This is a genomic window from Flavobacterium aquicola, assembly GCF_003385115.1.
Taxonomy (GTDB): Bacteria; Bacteroidota; Bacteroidia; order Flavobacteriales; family Flavobacteriaceae; genus Flavobacterium; species Flavobacterium aquicola.
In genome coordinates this window covers 99,978-114,608 of sequence record NZ_QUNI01000008.1, presented here as the reverse complement: position 1 = coordinate 114,608, position 14,631 = coordinate 99,978, and the positions used below count along the sequence as shown (strand labels likewise).

12 protein-coding genes are annotated in these 14,631 nt (G+C 35.5%); 7 read left to right on the top strand and 5 right to left on the bottom strand.

Annotated features, from left to right (window positions below; genetic code table 11):
* Positions 1 to 7: 7 nt before the first annotated feature.
* From hisD to pckA, 3 genes are all read right to left on the bottom strand, one after another.
* Positions 8 to 1,300: a histidinol dehydrogenase gene (gene hisD / locus C8P67_RS14465; RefSeq protein WP_115813880.1), complete on the bottom strand. Its 1,293-nt coding sequence runs from the start codon at positions 1,298 to 1,300 to the stop codon at positions 8 to 10.
* Between the two features lie 101 nt (positions 1,301 to 1,401).
* On the bottom strand, positions 1,402 to 2,259 hold the full coding sequence (hisG, locus tag C8P67_RS14460; protein WP_115813966.1) for an ATP phosphoribosyltransferase: 858 nt from the start codon (positions 2,257 to 2,259) through the stop codon (positions 1,402 to 1,404).
* Between the two features lie 398 nt (positions 2,260 to 2,657).
* A complete protein-coding gene (gene pckA, locus C8P67_RS14455; RefSeq protein WP_115813879.1) occupies positions 2,658 to 4,277 on the bottom strand; it encodes a phosphoenolpyruvate carboxykinase (ATP) in 1,620 nt (539 codons plus the stop codon).
* A 280-nt stretch (positions 4,278 to 4,557) separates the two neighbouring features.
* On the opposite strand from pckA, the gene C8P67_RS14450 reads away from it, so the two are divergent.
* The gene (locus tag C8P67_RS14450; RefSeq protein ID WP_170141473.1) at positions 4,558 to 6,258 is read left to right on the top strand and encodes a putative transporter; all 1,701 of its coding nucleotides are present in this window, start codon (positions 4,558 to 4,560) and stop codon (positions 6,256 to 6,258) included.
* A 178-nt stretch (positions 6,259 to 6,436) separates the two neighbouring features.
* Here the strand turns inward: C8P67_RS14450 and C8P67_RS14445 are convergent, their stop codons facing one another.
* Positions 6,437 to 8,413, bottom strand: coding sequence for an alpha-ketoacid dehydrogenase subunit alpha/beta (locus tag C8P67_RS14445; RefSeq protein ID WP_115813877.1), 1,977 nt, complete (start codon positions 8,411 to 8,413; stop codon positions 6,437 to 6,439).
* Between the two features lie 170 nt (positions 8,414 to 8,583).
* On the opposite strand from C8P67_RS14445, the gene C8P67_RS14440 reads away from it, so the two are divergent.
* From C8P67_RS14440 to C8P67_RS14415, 6 genes are all read left to right on the top strand, one after another.
* Positions 8,584 to 9,534 (top strand): isopenicillin N synthase family dioxygenase, encoded by a 951-nt coding sequence (locus tag C8P67_RS14440; RefSeq protein ID WP_115813876.1) that lies wholly within the window; start codon positions 8,584 to 8,586, stop codon positions 9,532 to 9,534.
* Between the two features lie 76 nt (positions 9,535 to 9,610).
* Entirely contained in the window at positions 9,611 to 9,940 is a 330-nt protein-coding gene (locus tag C8P67_RS14435; protein ID WP_115813875.1) for a translation initiation factor, read from the top strand.
* A gap of 115 nt (positions 9,941 to 10,055) precedes the next feature.
* Complete coding sequence (locus C8P67_RS14430; protein ID WP_115813874.1) at positions 10,056 to 10,928, top strand: nucleoside phosphorylase; 873 nt, start codon at positions 10,056 to 10,058, stop codon at positions 10,926 to 10,928.
* Between the two features lie 3 nt (positions 10,929 to 10,931).
* Entirely contained in the window at positions 10,932 to 11,402 is a 471-nt protein-coding gene (locus C8P67_RS14425) for a DUF4265 domain-containing protein (RefSeq protein ID WP_115813873.1), read from the top strand.
* A 156-nt stretch (positions 11,403 to 11,558) separates the two neighbouring features.
* A complete protein-coding gene (locus C8P67_RS14420; protein ID WP_115813872.1) occupies positions 11,559 to 12,683 on the top strand; it encodes an SDR family oxidoreductase in 1,125 nt (374 codons plus the stop codon).
* Positions 12,684 to 12,831: 148 nt separating this feature from the next.
* Positions 12,832 to 13,764: a transglutaminase gene (locus C8P67_RS14415; protein WP_115813871.1), complete on the top strand. Its 933-nt coding sequence runs from the start codon at positions 12,832 to 12,834 to the stop codon at positions 13,762 to 13,764.
* Between the two features lie 137 nt (positions 13,765 to 13,901).
* Here C8P67_RS14415 and ung read toward each other — a convergent pair whose 3' ends face one another.
* On the bottom strand, positions 13,902 to 14,573 hold the full coding sequence (ung, locus tag C8P67_RS14410; protein WP_115813870.1) for a uracil-DNA glycosylase: 672 nt from the start codon (positions 14,571 to 14,573) through the stop codon (positions 13,902 to 13,904).
* Between the last annotated feature and the right edge of the window lie 58 nt (positions 14,574 to 14,631).

The window sequence follows — 14,631 nt, the reverse complement described above, 5'->3', positions numbered from 1 at the left end:
TTTCTGCCTATTGCTTATCGCTTAACGCCTTTAGCCTTAAAGTAACTGCATTTTTATGTGCCTGCAATCCCTCGGCTTCTGCCATGACTTCAATTGCTTTTCCAATGTTTTGGATTCCTTTTGGAGTAATTTTTTGGAAAGTCATTGACTTAGTGAAACTGTCAAGGTTTACACCGCTGTAATTTTTTGCATAACCATTAGTTGGCAAGGTATGATTCGTTCCCGAAGCGTAATCTCCTGCGCTTTCCGGAGTGTAATTTCCAATAAAAACAGAACCTGCGTTTCCTATATTTTGAACATAAAAATCTTCATCTTTAGTACAAATGATAAAATGTTCTGGACCATATTCGTCGATTAATTCTAAAGCTATTTTATCATTTTCGACATAAATCAATTTGGAATTCGCAATTGCTTTTTCAGCAATCCCTTTTCTCGGAAGAACATCCAATTGCGATTGAACTTCTTTCTCTACCTCATCAATTAATGTTTTTGAAGTCGAAACCAAAATCACCTGACTGTCAGTTCCATGTTCGGCTTGGGAAAGTAAATCGGAAGCTACAAAAGCAGGAACGGCTGTGTCATCAGCAACAATAAGTAACTCCGATGGACCAGCAGGCATATCGATTGCTACACCAAATTGCGTTGCTAATTGTTTAGCAACAGTTACAAACTGGTTTCCCGGACCAAATATTTTATACACTTTCGGAATGCTTACAGTTCCAAAAGTCATTCCAGCAATCGCTTGGATTCCTCCTACTTTCAGAATTTTGGTTACACCGCATAAATAAGCAGCATATAAAATAGCAGGATTGATGTTTCCGTTTTTGTCCGGAGGTGAGCACAATACAATTTCGCTGCATCCTGCAAGATTCGCAGGAACAGCCAGCATTAATACTGTTGAAAACAAAGGAGCTGTTCCGCCTGGAATGTATAAACCAATTTTTTGGATTGGTCTTTTTTCTTGCCAGCAGTTTACGCCTTCGATAGTTTCAACTTCAATTCGGTTTGTTTTTTGTGCTAAGTGGAACTTTTCAATATTTGATTTAGCCAATAGAATGGCTTCTTTTAATTCTTTAGAAATACTTGCAATTGCAGTGGCTATTTCGGTTTGTGAAACTTCCAGTTCAGGAACTGAAGCTCCGTCAAAAAGTGAAGTGTATTTTGCAACAGCAAAATCTCCTTTTGACTGCACTTCCTTGAAAATTCCTTTCACCGTTGCTTCTATATCGTCAACTGTTTTGGTTGGTCTTTCTAAAATTGAGGACCAAGTTTCTGGTTTTGGATTGTATATTTTGTTCATTTCTTATATTGCTGTAAGCTTTAAGCTATAGGCTTTAAGCTTTATTAACTTTGTGTTTTTTTTGGCTTAAAGCGTATTGCTTACAGCCTAAAGCGCGAAGCTTAAAGTACCATTTTTTCTATTGGACAAACTAAAATTCCTTCGGCACCGGCATCTTTCAATTTATCGATTACTTCCCAGAAAGTGTCTTTGTCAATAACAGAGTGAACACTGCTCCATCCTTCCTGCGCCAAAGGCAAAACAGTTAAGCTTCGTAATACAGGAAGAATTTTTCCAACTTCATCGATTTTGTCGTTTGGAACATTCATCAAAATATATCTTGATTTTCTAGCTCTTAAAACCGATTCAATTCGGAATTTCAAAGTGTCGATTAATTTTTGGTTTTCTGGGTTTATTTTTGGAGAAACCGCCAAGACTGCTTCACTTTTCAGGATAACTTCAACTTCTTTCAAGTTGTTTTTAAATAAAGTGCTTCCGCTTGAAACGATATCTACAATAGCATCGGCAAGGCCAATATTTGGTGCGATTTCAACCGATCCTGAAATTTGGTGAATATCAACGGTCATTCCAAATGAAGCAAAATAGTTGATAACTGTATTAGGGTAAGATGTGGCGATTCGCAGTCCGTCCAAATCTTTTATGGAATTGTATTCGAAGGTTTTTGGAACTGCAACAGAGACTTTGCATTTTGAAAACCCTAATTTTTGTGCTACTTCAATACCTTTTCCTTTTTCAACCAAAAGATTATCTCCCACGATAGCTGCATCTACAACACCATCAATTAAATATTGCGGTATATCTGAGTTTCTAAGAAATAAAACTTCTAAAGGGAAATTAGTTGCTTCAGCTTTTAACTGATCGTTTCCGTTATCTATAGAAATACCGCAGTCTTTTAGGATTTGGATACTTTCTTCGTTTAAACGTCCCGATTTTTGAATTGCAATTTTAAGTGTACTCATTTTAGTTTTTTTAGTTTGTTGTTTTGAGTTAATGCCTGAGTACAAAGAATGGGTAATAAAAAACCCGCTTGATGTACTCAAACGGGTTTAGATTATTGTGAATTACACGCATACCATTAACACATCGCTTGAGAGCAATTATGAGAATGATGATGATGTAATTGAATTGATAACATAACTTTATAAAATTAGATAACTCTTTGTTTCTTTTGCAAATATAGGGTATAAATTAATAACAATCCAATTTTTATTTTAACGTTTCGTCAAGTATTTGTTAAATTAAAAAAGCACTGAAGATATTAATTCCTTAGAAACAGAAACACCCATTTGGAATTGCTTATCAGACAATACCAAACAGGTGTTTCAAAATCAACTTTAAAATAATTACTACTAAACGGTTAGCTTAATACTGGTTCCAAAGAAGGTCCGGCTGCGACTAAGCGTTTTCCTTCTTCGGTATCAGTGTACTGCTCGAAATTTTTGATATAACGTGCAGATAAATCTTTTGCTTTGCTTTCCCATTGCTCAACATCTCTGTAAGTATCTCTTGGGTCTAAAATTCCTTCACTTACATTTGTTAATGCTGTTGGAATAGTTAGGTTTAAAAATGGAACAGTGGATGTTTCTGCGGTATCGATCTCACTGTTAATAATTGCATCAATAATTGCTCTTGTGTTTTTAAGAGAAATTCTTTTCCCTGTTCCATTCCAACCTGTATTAACTAAATATGCTTTTGCTCCGTGCTCTCTCATTTTTCCAATTAATGTTTTAGAATACATTGTTGGGTGTAATGTTAAGAAAGCTTCACCAAATGCTGGAGAGAAAGATGGTTCTGGTTCAGTAATTCCTCTTTCAGTTCCTGCCAATTTGGATGTATATCCGCATAAAAAGTGGTATTGTGCCTGATCATCATCAAGTATAGATACTGGAGGCAGTACTCCAAATGCATCAGCAGAAAGATAGATGATTTTCTTAGCGTGTCCAGCTTTTGACGGTAATACAATTTTATTAATATGATAAATTGGGTAAGATACTCTAGAGTTTTCGGTGATTGAATGATCATAATAATCAATTTCTCCGTACTCATCGACGATAACATTTTCTAGTAATGCATCTCTTTTAATAGCTCTCCAGATATCTGGTTCATTTTCTTCTGATAAGTCAATTACTTTAGCATAACAGCCTCCTTCATAGTTAAATACTCCGTTGTTATCCCATCCGTGTTCGTCATCACCAATTAAATATCTTTTTGGATCTGCAGAAAGTGTTGTTTTTCCTGTTCCTGAAAGTCCGAAGAATACAGCAACATCTCCTTTTTCGCCTACGTTAGCAGAACAGTGCATTGAAGCCATTCCTTTTAAAGGCAGATAGTAGTTCATCATCGCGAACATTCCTTTTTTCATTTCGCCTCCATACCAAGTACCTCCAATAAGCTGTATTCTTTCTGTAAGGTTGAATACTACGAAATTTTCTGAGTTCAATCCTTGTTCTCTCCAGTTTGGATTTACTGTTTTTGAACCGTTCATTACAATGAAATCAGGTTTTCCGAAGTTTTCCAATTCATAATTTGAAGGTCTGATAAACATATTAGTTACAAAATGTGCCTGCCATGCTACTTCCATTACGAAACGAACTTTAAGTCTTGTGTCAGCATTTGTTCCGCAGAAAGCATCTACTACATATAATTTTGGAGAAGTAGAAAGCTGTTTCAATACTAATCCTTTCAAATCATCATAAACTGCCTGAGTTGTTGGGAAATTCACTTTATCATCCCAGTAGATAGTGTCTTTTGAAACTGAATCCTTAACAATATATCTGTCTTTTGGTGAACGGCCTGTAAAAACACCTGTTTTTACAGCAACAGCACCTGTATCTGTTAATGCTCCTTTTTCGTATCCTTTTCTTTTATGTGAAATTTCTGCTTGATATAATTCTTCATAAGAAGGATTGTAAACTACTTCATGGTAGCCTGTAATTCCCAAGTTATGTAATTCCTGAATGATTTTAATGTTTTTCATAATGTGTGTATTTTATTATAGTTTTGTGCGTTATTTTCTTTATCAAAATTACTCCAGTTATTCACTAAAAAACCTGATTTTTATCATGTTTTGTAGAAAAATATGCGCAAACGTTTTCGGTTTTAGTGCTGTTTTACAAAGAGATATGATTGTCTTTAATATTAAAGATTGGTTTTGGTTTATTAGGAAAGAAATAAAAATTAAACCTGATTTTTGTCATATAAAGTTACCAAAAAAAATAATTCATTTACGTTATATTTTCATTAAAAAAGCTACAGTTATGTTTGAATGGTTTAACGTTTTGTTTACTCCGACAGATACGCCGGAAATGACACAGTCATTAATAGTATTATTTATGGCTATAAGTATTGGTTTTTTTGCAGGTAAAATAAAAATTGGAAAAGTTTCGCTTGGAGTTTCCGCAGTAATGTTTGTGGGGCTGTTCTTGGGGCATTTGGGATTTAGCATGGAACCAGAATTAATACAGTTTGTGAGAGAGTTTGGTTTAATTCTGTTTGTCTATGGCATCGGAATTCAGGTCGGTCCTACTTTCTTTTCTTCATTTAAAAAGGAAGGTCTAATTTTCAATGCATTGGGAGTTGGTACCGTATTTTTGGGCGGAATTATTACTTGGCTGCTATATTTGGCTGCTAATGTGAAAATTGAAAACGCTGTTGGTTTAATGTCTGGCTCAGTAACAAATACTCCAGGGCTTGGTGCTGCAAAGTCAACTCTTATCGAAATCCAAAAACAATTGAATCTTCCAGCAGATCATTTTTCTGATCCCGCCATTGCGTATGCTATTACCTATCCCATAGGTGTTTTTGGAATAATCCTGATTATAATTTTGGCAAAAAACATCTTGAAAATTGATTTGTCTAATGAAGTTGTACTTCTTAACAAAAAGAATAAAGATTCGGAAAATAAAATTGTACGTCAAAAATGCAGAGTTACAAGACCAGAAGTTGTAGGGAAAACTATTCGTCAGATATACAAGGAGTTTATCATTGATGGAGTTATTATTTCCAGACAAAAACAAAGCGGTACCAAAGTTGTGTTTTCTCCATCATTGGACTCGATTATAAACGATAAGGATGTCCTGATGGTAGTAGCCAAACAAAAAGATATAAATAGGTTTATAGATATTGTTGGTAAAGTTTCTACGGATCTTTTTATTGAGTCAGAAAATGATGTTACGGCCAAAGTTTTAAGTGTTACTAAAAAGACTGCGACACACAAAACACTGGCACAATTGGATTTGTATAATCAGTTTGGCTTAAAGGTTACCCGTGTAGTACGTTCGGGTCTGGAAATTTTGGCACAGCCTGCATTAGAACTATATTATGGAGATACTTTATTGATTGTTGGAAGCAAAGAAGCTATTGAGGAAGCTGAAAAAATCATTGGAAATTCAAAAAAAATACTTTTAGAGCCCGATTTTCTTTCTCTTTTTGGAGGATTGATTTTTGGGGTTGTTATCGGTTCTATACCAATAATGATTCCGTCATTACCGGTTCCGCTTAAATTAGGATTGGCCGCGGGACCGCTTTTGGCGGCTTTATTCATCAGCAGATATGGCGGTGTCGGAGTAATTCACTCGTATATCAATAATGGAGCAATACATTTTATGAAGGATTTCGGAATATGTATGTTCTTTGCCGCAGTTGGTATTAAGGCAGGACACGGTTTTTATGATAATTTTGTTGCAAATGACGGCTGGATGTGGATTTATTACGGATGCTATATTACGTTTATACCATTGACTATCTTGGTTTTAGTCAGCAGATTTATATTTAAACTCAATTTCTATCAAATGGTTGGTATTATGAGCGGTTCCTATACAGACCCTGCTGCATTGGCTTTTAGTACTAAATATTTAGATTCGGATATACCTAATCAATCATATGCAACAGTCTATCCTTTGGTAACCATCAGCAGAATTTTAGTTGCACAGCTGCTTATATTGCTATTAGCGAGCTGATTTTTTAACCGCAAAGACCGCAAAGATTTCTTTTTTATATAGTGCAATGTTCGCAAAGCTTTGCGAACATTGCATAATAAACAGTCAAATTATACTCTTTGCGCTCATTGCGGTAAGTATTAAAACTAGTTAGATTTTATTAAAAAAGTGTGCCGTTTCGGACATGATTAGACTGATACTAATACTCCAAAAGAGCTTTTAATTCCTTTTCGAATCGGCCTTTCGGTAAATATTGATCTTCCAATGCTTTTGTGAAAGGAATCGGAGAATCTAAACTCGCTACGCGTTTTACAGGGCCATCCAGAAACTCAAAACAATTTTCCATAATCAAAGCCGAAATATCGCTGGCAACACCTCCAAACATCGAATCTTCCTGATAGATAATAACTTTTCCAGTCTTTTTTACCGAAGTATAAATCGCTTCTGTGTCTAAAGGCTGTAAAGTCCTTAAATCCAAAAGATCAGCTTGTATTTCGGGGTTATTATCTAAAGTTTCCAAAGCCCAATGTACCGCTGCTCCAAAAGATATAATAGTCACGTTATTTCCTTCCTTCAGCAAAGCAGCTTTCCCGAGCGGAATCGTGTAATAATCGGTCGGTACCTCTTGTGACAAGCTTCTGTATAATTGTTTGTGTTCGAAGAAAAGCACAGGATTCGGGTCATTTATTGAAGCATTCAGCAAGCCTTTTGCGTCAAGCGGAAAAGCAGGATAAACCACTTTTAAACCTGGAGTTTTGGTAAACCAGGCTTCGTTGGTCTGTGAATGAAAAGGCCCAGCCTGCGTTCCTCCGCCACAAGGCATCCGAACAACTACATCAGCTTTCTCCAGCCAGCGGTAATGTGATTTGGCCAATAAATTAACGATTGGGTTAAATCCTGTGGACACAAAATCGGCGAACTGCATTTCGACAATCGCCTTATAACCGTTAATGGATAATCCCATGGCGGTTGAAACAACAGCGCTTTCACAAATGGGCGTATTCCGAACACGTTCTTTACCAAACTGCGCTACAAAACCATCAGTGATTTTGAATGCACCTCCATATTCGGCAATATCCTGTCCCATAATAACCGATTTGTCATGGCGTTCCATAGACTGTCTTAAACCTGTAGATATAGCGTCTATAAATCGTATGTTTTCTGTTTCAGTATTTGGAGGAAAATCTTCACAGGTATACGGTTTGTAAACATCTTTTAATTCTCCTTCAAGAGTTGGCTCAATTTCAGGTTCTTCATTGGCTAGAGCCCAGCTTTGATCGATGTCTTTTTTTATTTCCTGCTGGATTTCGGCATCATATTCTGCGGTTAGGATATGATTTTGGTACAAAAAGCTTCTGTAGTTGTCTACAGGGTCTTTCGAAGCCCATAAATTCATTAATTCCTGCGGAACATATTTGGTGCCACTCGCCTCTTCGTGGCCTCTCATTCGGAACGTTTTGAATTCGAGTAAAATTGGACGCGGATTTTCAATCATTGATGCCTTTAAGTCTGTCAGCAGATTAAAAATCTCTAAAATGTTATTTCCATCCACAATATGGCTTTCTATTCCGTAACCTATTCCTTTATCAGCAAGGTTTTGGCAGCGGTATTGTTCATTGGTTGGTGTAGATAAACCATAACCGTTATTTTCAATTATGAACAAAACTGGTAAATCCCAAACTGCTGCAATATTTAAAGCTTCGTGAAAATCGCCCTCGCTAGTTGCTCCTTCACCAGTAAAAACGGCCGTTACTTTTCCGTTTTTCTGTAATTTATTGGCTAATGCTATTCCATCGGCAACCCCAAGCTGAGGTCCAAGATGCGAAATCATTCCGATGATTTTATAATCTTGAGTTCCAAAGTGAAAACTTCGGTCTCTTCCTTTGGTAAAACCATTTGCTTTGCCCTGCCATTGCGAAAAAAGACGCTGTAACGGAATATCTCTTCCTGTAAATACGCCTAAGTTTCGGTGCATTGGCAGGATGTATTCGTCAGCATCCAAAACAGCAGTTACTCCTGCCGCTATTGCTTCCTGACCAATTCCGGAAAACCATTTGGAAACTTTTCCCTGACGGATAAGGATTAACATTTTTTCCTCTACCAGTCGAGGTTTTAGGATTCTTTTATATAAATTTAGTAAGGTATCTGTGGATAGATTTTTTGGGTCAAAATTCATTTTTAAGGATTTATTGATACATCTCAAAGATAAATAAATATCACAGTTTAGGTATTCATTGTTATATTATTTTAAGATGTAAATAATTTTTAAAATAAGTTAACTATTTTATTCTCTATATTTGTAGTTGCGAAGTTTTAGGCTTCTAAAGTATTAAATACAGACATAATATGCAAAACATTCCTAGTGTTGACTTGCGTGATTTCCTTTCGGACGACCCGAAACGTAAACAAAAATTTGTAAATGAAATCGGAAGTGCATTCGAAGATATAGGCTTCGTAGCGCTCAAAGGGCATTTTTTAAACGATCAATTAGTTGATGAATTGTATGGCGAAATTCGAAATTTCTTTTCGCTGCCATTAGAAACAAAACACAGCTATGAAATTCCAGGAATCGGCGGACAAAGAGGTTATGTTTCTTTTGGAAAAGAACATGCCAAAGGCCGAAAAGAAGGGGATTTGAAAGAATTTTGGCATTTTGGTCAGTATGTGGACAAAGATTCCAAATATGCGTCTGAATATCCTGAAAATGTTGAGGTAAAAGAGTTGCCACGTTTTAATGTAGTAGGTAAAGAAGCGTACCAAATGCTTGAGAAAACAGGTGTTTATGTATTGAGAGCTTTGGCACTTCACCTTGGTTTAGATGAGTTCTATTTTGACGAATATGCCAAAGAAGGAAATTCAATCCTAAGACCTATTCACTACCCTCCTATTACATCCGAACCTGAAAATGCTATTCGTGCGGCTGCACATGGCGACATCAACTTAATTACATTATTGATGGGGGCTCAAGGCAAAGGACTGCAGGTTCAAAATCATGATGGAGAATGGATTGATGCTGTTGCAGAACCAGATGAATTGGTGATTAATGTTGGAGATATGTTATCCAGACATACTAATAACAAGCTGAAATCTACTATTCATCAAGTGGTAAATCCACCAAGAGAATTATGGGGGACTTCGCGTTATTCTATTCCGTTTTTTATGCATCCGGTAAGTGATATGAAATTAAACTGCCTTGAAAACTGCATCGATGCTGAAAATCCTAAGAAATTTGACGATATTACCGCAGGGGATTATTTATATGAACGCTTGGTTGATTTAGGGTTAATAAAAAAATAAATAACAAATTTTATAATCCAAATTCCAAAGCTTCACTTTTGGGATTTGGATTTTGTTTTTTATAATTAAAAAAAAAATGGATTTACAAGACCAATTAAAAAATCTTTTTCCTGACCATGAAATGGCTCCTGAAGAAGCAATCGAAAAAGAACCGCACGAATTATATGTTCAAAAAGAACCTATGATCTGCAAATTTGAAAAAAGAAAGGGAAAAGCAACCACCATAATTGAAGGCTACGAAGGATCTGACGAGGATTTTAAAGCCCTTGCCAAAGAAATCAAAACAAAACTGAGTGTTGGCGGTACTTTTAAGGATGATTCTATTATTATTCAGGGCGATTACCGTGATAAAATAATGACTATCTTGAAAGAAAAAGGATTTAAGGTAAAGCGTGTCGGCGGATAAAAAGTTGATGGTTGATCGTTGGTGGTTGATGGTTTAGGCAATATTTAAATCAGTTTTATATCGAAAACCACTTAAACCTTTAAACTAAAATTAAACTCTTTAAACCTTCTTTAAAATGTCTATACAACAATCCGAATTAATACTCAATCCTGACGGAAGTGTGTATCATCTTAACTTGAAACCCGAGAATATTGCCCACGATATTATTTTTGTGGGAGATCAGGATCGTGTGTCAAAAATCACCAAACATTTTGACTCAGTTGAGTTTTCTACCCAAAAGAGAGAATTCAAAACCGAAACCGGAACTTACAAAGGCAAACGCATAACTGTAATGTCAACAGGAATTGGTTCTGACAATATTGATATTGTCGTTAACGAACTTGATGCACTTGTCAATATTGATTTAGAAACCCGAAAACCAAAAGAAAATCTAACTTCATTAAACATTATCCGAATAGGAACTTCTGGCTCTTTGCATGCCGATATTCCCGTGGATAGTTTTGTGATGTCAAAATTTGGATTGGGACTTGATAATATGCTCCGCTCCTATTTGGTTGATTCTATTTCTAATATTGAAATCGAAGATGCCTTTATTGGTCACACCAATTGGGATTTGCGAAAAGGAAGACCTATTGTTGTTGCTGGCTCTTCTATTTTGGAGAGAAAAATAGAAAGTGACAGAATTCATAAAGGAATCACTGCAACGGCCGGTGGTTTTTATGGTCCTCAGGGACGTATTCTGCGTTTGGGTATTCAAGACAATGGACTGAATTCTAAAATGGATAATTTCCTTTTTGAAGGGAACAGAATCACCAACCTTGAAATGGAAACATCTGCTATTTATGGGCTTTCGGCTCTTTTAGGACATCAGGCTCTGTCTTTAAATGCTATTATTGCTAATCGTGCCAATGGTACTTTTAGCAGTGATCCTTACAAAGCTGTTGATGAATTGATTGAATATACTTTGAATAAATTGGCAGAAAATTAAACCATGACAGAAAATCAACAAAAAGTCTTATTTCGATTCCACAGTGCTATTTTGGATGAAGAAATAACCGAAACTATGTGGTCTGATATAATTGATGCCGAAAAAGGAATATACAAATTAGACAATATTCCGTTTTTTGGACCACTTATTGCGACAGATGACATTTTCTATGCAAAATTTGATGAAAAAGAAGGAGCAATTGTTTACAAAGAGACAATTGAAACTTCAGGAAACTCTATAATTCAGATTGTAATTTTAAAAGACAATTTTGATCAGGAAATCATTAGAGAAAAACTTAATGAAATGGATTGTGTTTCTGAAGTTTTGAATGAAAAGTATTTTGTTGCCGAAATAAAGAAAGCCTGTGATTATTCAGTTGTAAAGCAATTATTAAATGAATATTCGGAATTAGGTTTATTAGATTTTGCTGAGCCTTGCCTGTCTAAAAAACATAGTGATGATTTGTTAAAATAGTACATTTTCATCTGCGAAAATCTGCCAAATCTGCGTGCTATTATTTCACGCAGATTTGGCAGATTTTTTCTCAAAACCACATAAATCCTGACCTCATTTATTTAAACTTCCTTATTCATTTTTTAAAACTATATTTGTGTTTTGAAAAATAAACCAATGAAAATAATTCTTACGGGAGCAACTGGAGTTTTGGGATCGCATATTATGTATGACCTTCTGGAGCTTTTTATCAAAAATAATAACAGCGAAAAACTTTTTATAATTGCCAGAAACAAAGGAAAAGTTAGTGCTATCGACCGTGTCAACGAACTATTGACCAGTGATTACACTCCTGAAATTTTGCGTAAAACTGGTCTAGAAAAACTTCATGAGTATATTGAAATCATAGATTCCGATTTGGCGAACCTTCAGGATACTTTTTCCGAAAAAATAAAAGGCGCTTACTTTATTCATTCAGCCGGATATGTAAATCTTTCCACGGATGAAAAACTAAAAAGCAAAATTTTTGATGAAAATGCCAAAATAACTCAATCGCTTTTCAATACGTTTCATCCGTTCATCAAGAAATTCATTTACATTGGGACAGCTTTTTCTTCAGGAATTAGAGATGGATTAATAGATAACGATTTTCATAATCTTAAGTTCAAACCAAAGCACCGCAATGCCTACGAAAATGCCAAATTTCATTCGGAGAATTTCATTGCACAGGAATGCAAAAAACTTGAACTGCCGTTCCAAATTCTGCGCCCTAGCGTAATCGGAGGAAAAATGCTGGGAACCGAAAGCCCTTATTTCATTCCGAAGTATATGGTTTTTTATCTTTTGGCGAAATTTTTTCACTTTACCTCCCAGCGAAAAGGCGAACAGGAAAATGTTCGATTCATCATTAACGAGGAAACTGGCTTGAATATCATTCCGGTTGATTATGTTTCAAAAGTGATTGTAAATACTTTCGAACGTGACGATATCGAACAATTAAATATTGTAAACGACAAAAGTTTCAATATCGTAAAAGGACTTCAGCTGATTATGAAAGAAGTGGGTTATACTAATTTTACCTTAATCAAAAATCCTCTTGATTTCAAATACAAAAACACCATCGAAAAACTGTATTACGAAAGTATCGGCAAGCATCTAAAGCCTTATTTTATTACCAATCCCAACGAATACGATACCACTTTGCTGAATTCTATTCTGGAAATACCCAAATTGGATAACGAGGCATTTACCAATATGATCCGCTATGCTATTTCCAATGATTTTAAGGACATTAATGTGTAGAGAAGTTGCTGAGATTCTAAGATTCTGAGTCACTAAGCGATTTTAAAAAAAACTTAGAATCTTAGTAACTCAGAAACTTAGAATCTTAAAGTTTTAGTATCTTAGCAACTCAGTAATTTAAAAAAACAATTCCCTACTTTTGGGTGTTATGGTACAAATTAACAAAACGAATTTTCATCTCGTAAAATCCAAGTTTCAGTTGAAAAAGCCTTGGGACCGTTTTGTTATCTTTTTATTGAGTACACTAATTACGATTCCTTTATTTATAGTGCTTCACCAAAATTTAATCGACCCGCAATGGTATTTTGGTTTGGACAGAGTACTCCTTTTTATTCTTGTTTTGGGGATTATTTTCTTTGCGCTATATGCTTTACGAACTATAATTATCGTTTGTTTTGCGCTGTATTTGTTGGTTCTTGTTTATGGAAGTATGTTCGGAAATTTTAGTTTTAATTCTGTTTTTGAAGACTATAACACAATGCTTTACACGATGAATAACGATCCATTTCCTCAGGATATTATCATCGCCAAATTACTGCCATTCCCTAATAAATCTGAGATTTTAATGGCAATCGAATATAAAAATCCAAAAGTTCGGAATTTTGCCATAATGGCTACAACAAAGCACTTTAAAAACATAAAAGGGTATTCGGATTACAGAAGTTTAATTCAGTGTTTTGCTGTTTTCAAGGAAATCAACAGCCGTTGGAACTACGTGAACGACCCCAAAAACGGAGATTATATCGCCACAGCACACGAATCGTTGCTTTATTTTTCGGGAGACTGTGACGACCATTCCATTTTGATGGCTGCCTGCATCCGCTCCATTGGAGGAACGCCCAGACTGATTCATACTAAAGGTCACATCTATCCCGAAATTTTAATTGGAAGCATGAAAGATCTTGAAAAAGTAAATTTTATAATTAAGAATATTTTATTTATCGAGGAAAGCAAAAATAAACAGCTGAATTATCATATTGACGAACACGGACAAGTCTGGCTAAATCTGGATTATACGGCCAAATACCCCGGAGGCCCTTTCATGTCTGAAGAAATATTGGGAGCTTTGACATTGGAGTAAAATCATTAGGGAGTGCCACCATAAAGAAACGGAGCCAAATCATCTTTGCGGTGATTCGGCTCCGTTTCTTTATGCTGTCGGGCTATCCGCGCTACTTTGGTAGCTAGCTCCTATCCCTCACTCGGAATTCTGCTAAATCACAACCAATCAATTTTCTTCAAATTATTTTCTTCCAAATATAAATTTGTCTTGCTAAAATGTTTATTCCCAAACCATTTTCCCTGATTAGCACTCATGGGCGAAGGATGCCCCGATTCTAAAACAAAATGTTTGCTTCTGTCAATCTTTGCTCCTTTTTTTTGCGCAAAACTTCCCCAAAGCATAAAAACCACATTTTCCTTTTCGTTTGATATTTTCTGAATAACGGCATCAGTAAAAAGATTCCATTTAAGGTGTTTGTGGCTGTTTGCATTGTCTTTCCTGACAGTTAAGGATGCATTAAGCAACAAAACACCCTGTTTTGCCCATGATTCCAAATTTCCTGAACTTGGTATAAAAATAGAATCCAAATCGGAATTGATTTCCCTAAAAATATTGCGGAGCGAAGGCGGAATTTTAACCGAATCATTCACCAAAAAAGCCAAACCATTGGCTTCTCCATCACCGTGATAAGGATCCTGTCCGATAATGACAACTTTAATTTCCTCAAAAGAACAATTATTAAATGCCGAAAAAATCAGTTCTTTTGGCGGAAAACAAGTGAAGTTTTGATATTCTTCATTCACATCTTCCATCAATTTGATGAAATAAGGTTTTTCTATTTCATCGCTTAAAATAGTTTGCCAAGAAGGATTTAAATTGAGAACCATAAAAATATTTTGCTGTAAAGTTCGGAAAGATTTTGGAAAGAGTGCAAAGAAAATGGTT

Bases quoted from the DNA above. Each gene is read 5' to 3' on its own strand.
- hisD (WP_115813880.1), bottom strand. From the start codon at position 1,300: ATGAACAAAATATACAATCCAAAACCAGAAACTTGGTCCTCAATTTTA.
- hisG (WP_115813966.1), bottom strand. From the start codon at position 2,259: ATGAGTACACTTAAAATTGCAATTCAAAAATCGGGACGTTTAAACGAA.
- pckA (WP_115813879.1), bottom strand. From the start codon at position 4,277: ATGAAAAACATTAAAATCATTCAGGAATTACATAACTTGGGAATTACA.
- C8P67_RS14450 (WP_170141473.1), top strand. From the start codon at position 4,558: ATGTTTGAATGGTTTAACGTTTTGTTTACTCCGACAGATACGCCGGAA.
- C8P67_RS14445 (WP_115813877.1), bottom strand. From the start codon at position 8,413: ATGAATTTTGACCCAAAAAATCTATCCACAGATACCTTACTAAATTTA.
- C8P67_RS14440 (WP_115813876.1), top strand. From the start codon at position 8,584: ATGCAAAACATTCCTAGTGTTGACTTGCGTGATTTCCTTTCGGACGAC.
- C8P67_RS14435 (WP_115813875.1), top strand. From the start codon at position 9,611: ATGGATTTACAAGACCAATTAAAAAATCTTTTTCCTGACCATGAAATG.
- C8P67_RS14430 (WP_115813874.1), top strand. From the start codon at position 10,056: ATGTCTATACAACAATCCGAATTAATACTCAATCCTGACGGAAGTGTG.
- C8P67_RS14425 (WP_115813873.1), top strand. From the start codon at position 10,932: ATGACAGAAAATCAACAAAAAGTCTTATTTCGATTCCACAGTGCTATT.
- C8P67_RS14420 (WP_115813872.1), top strand. From the start codon at position 11,559: ATGAAAATAATTCTTACGGGAGCAACTGGAGTTTTGGGATCGCATATT.
- C8P67_RS14415 (WP_115813871.1), top strand. From the start codon at position 12,832: ATGGTACAAATTAACAAAACGAATTTTCATCTCGTAAAATCCAAGTTT.
- ung (WP_115813870.1), bottom strand. From the start codon at position 14,573: ATGGTTCTCAATTTAAATCCTTCTTGGCAAACTATTTTAAGCGATGAA.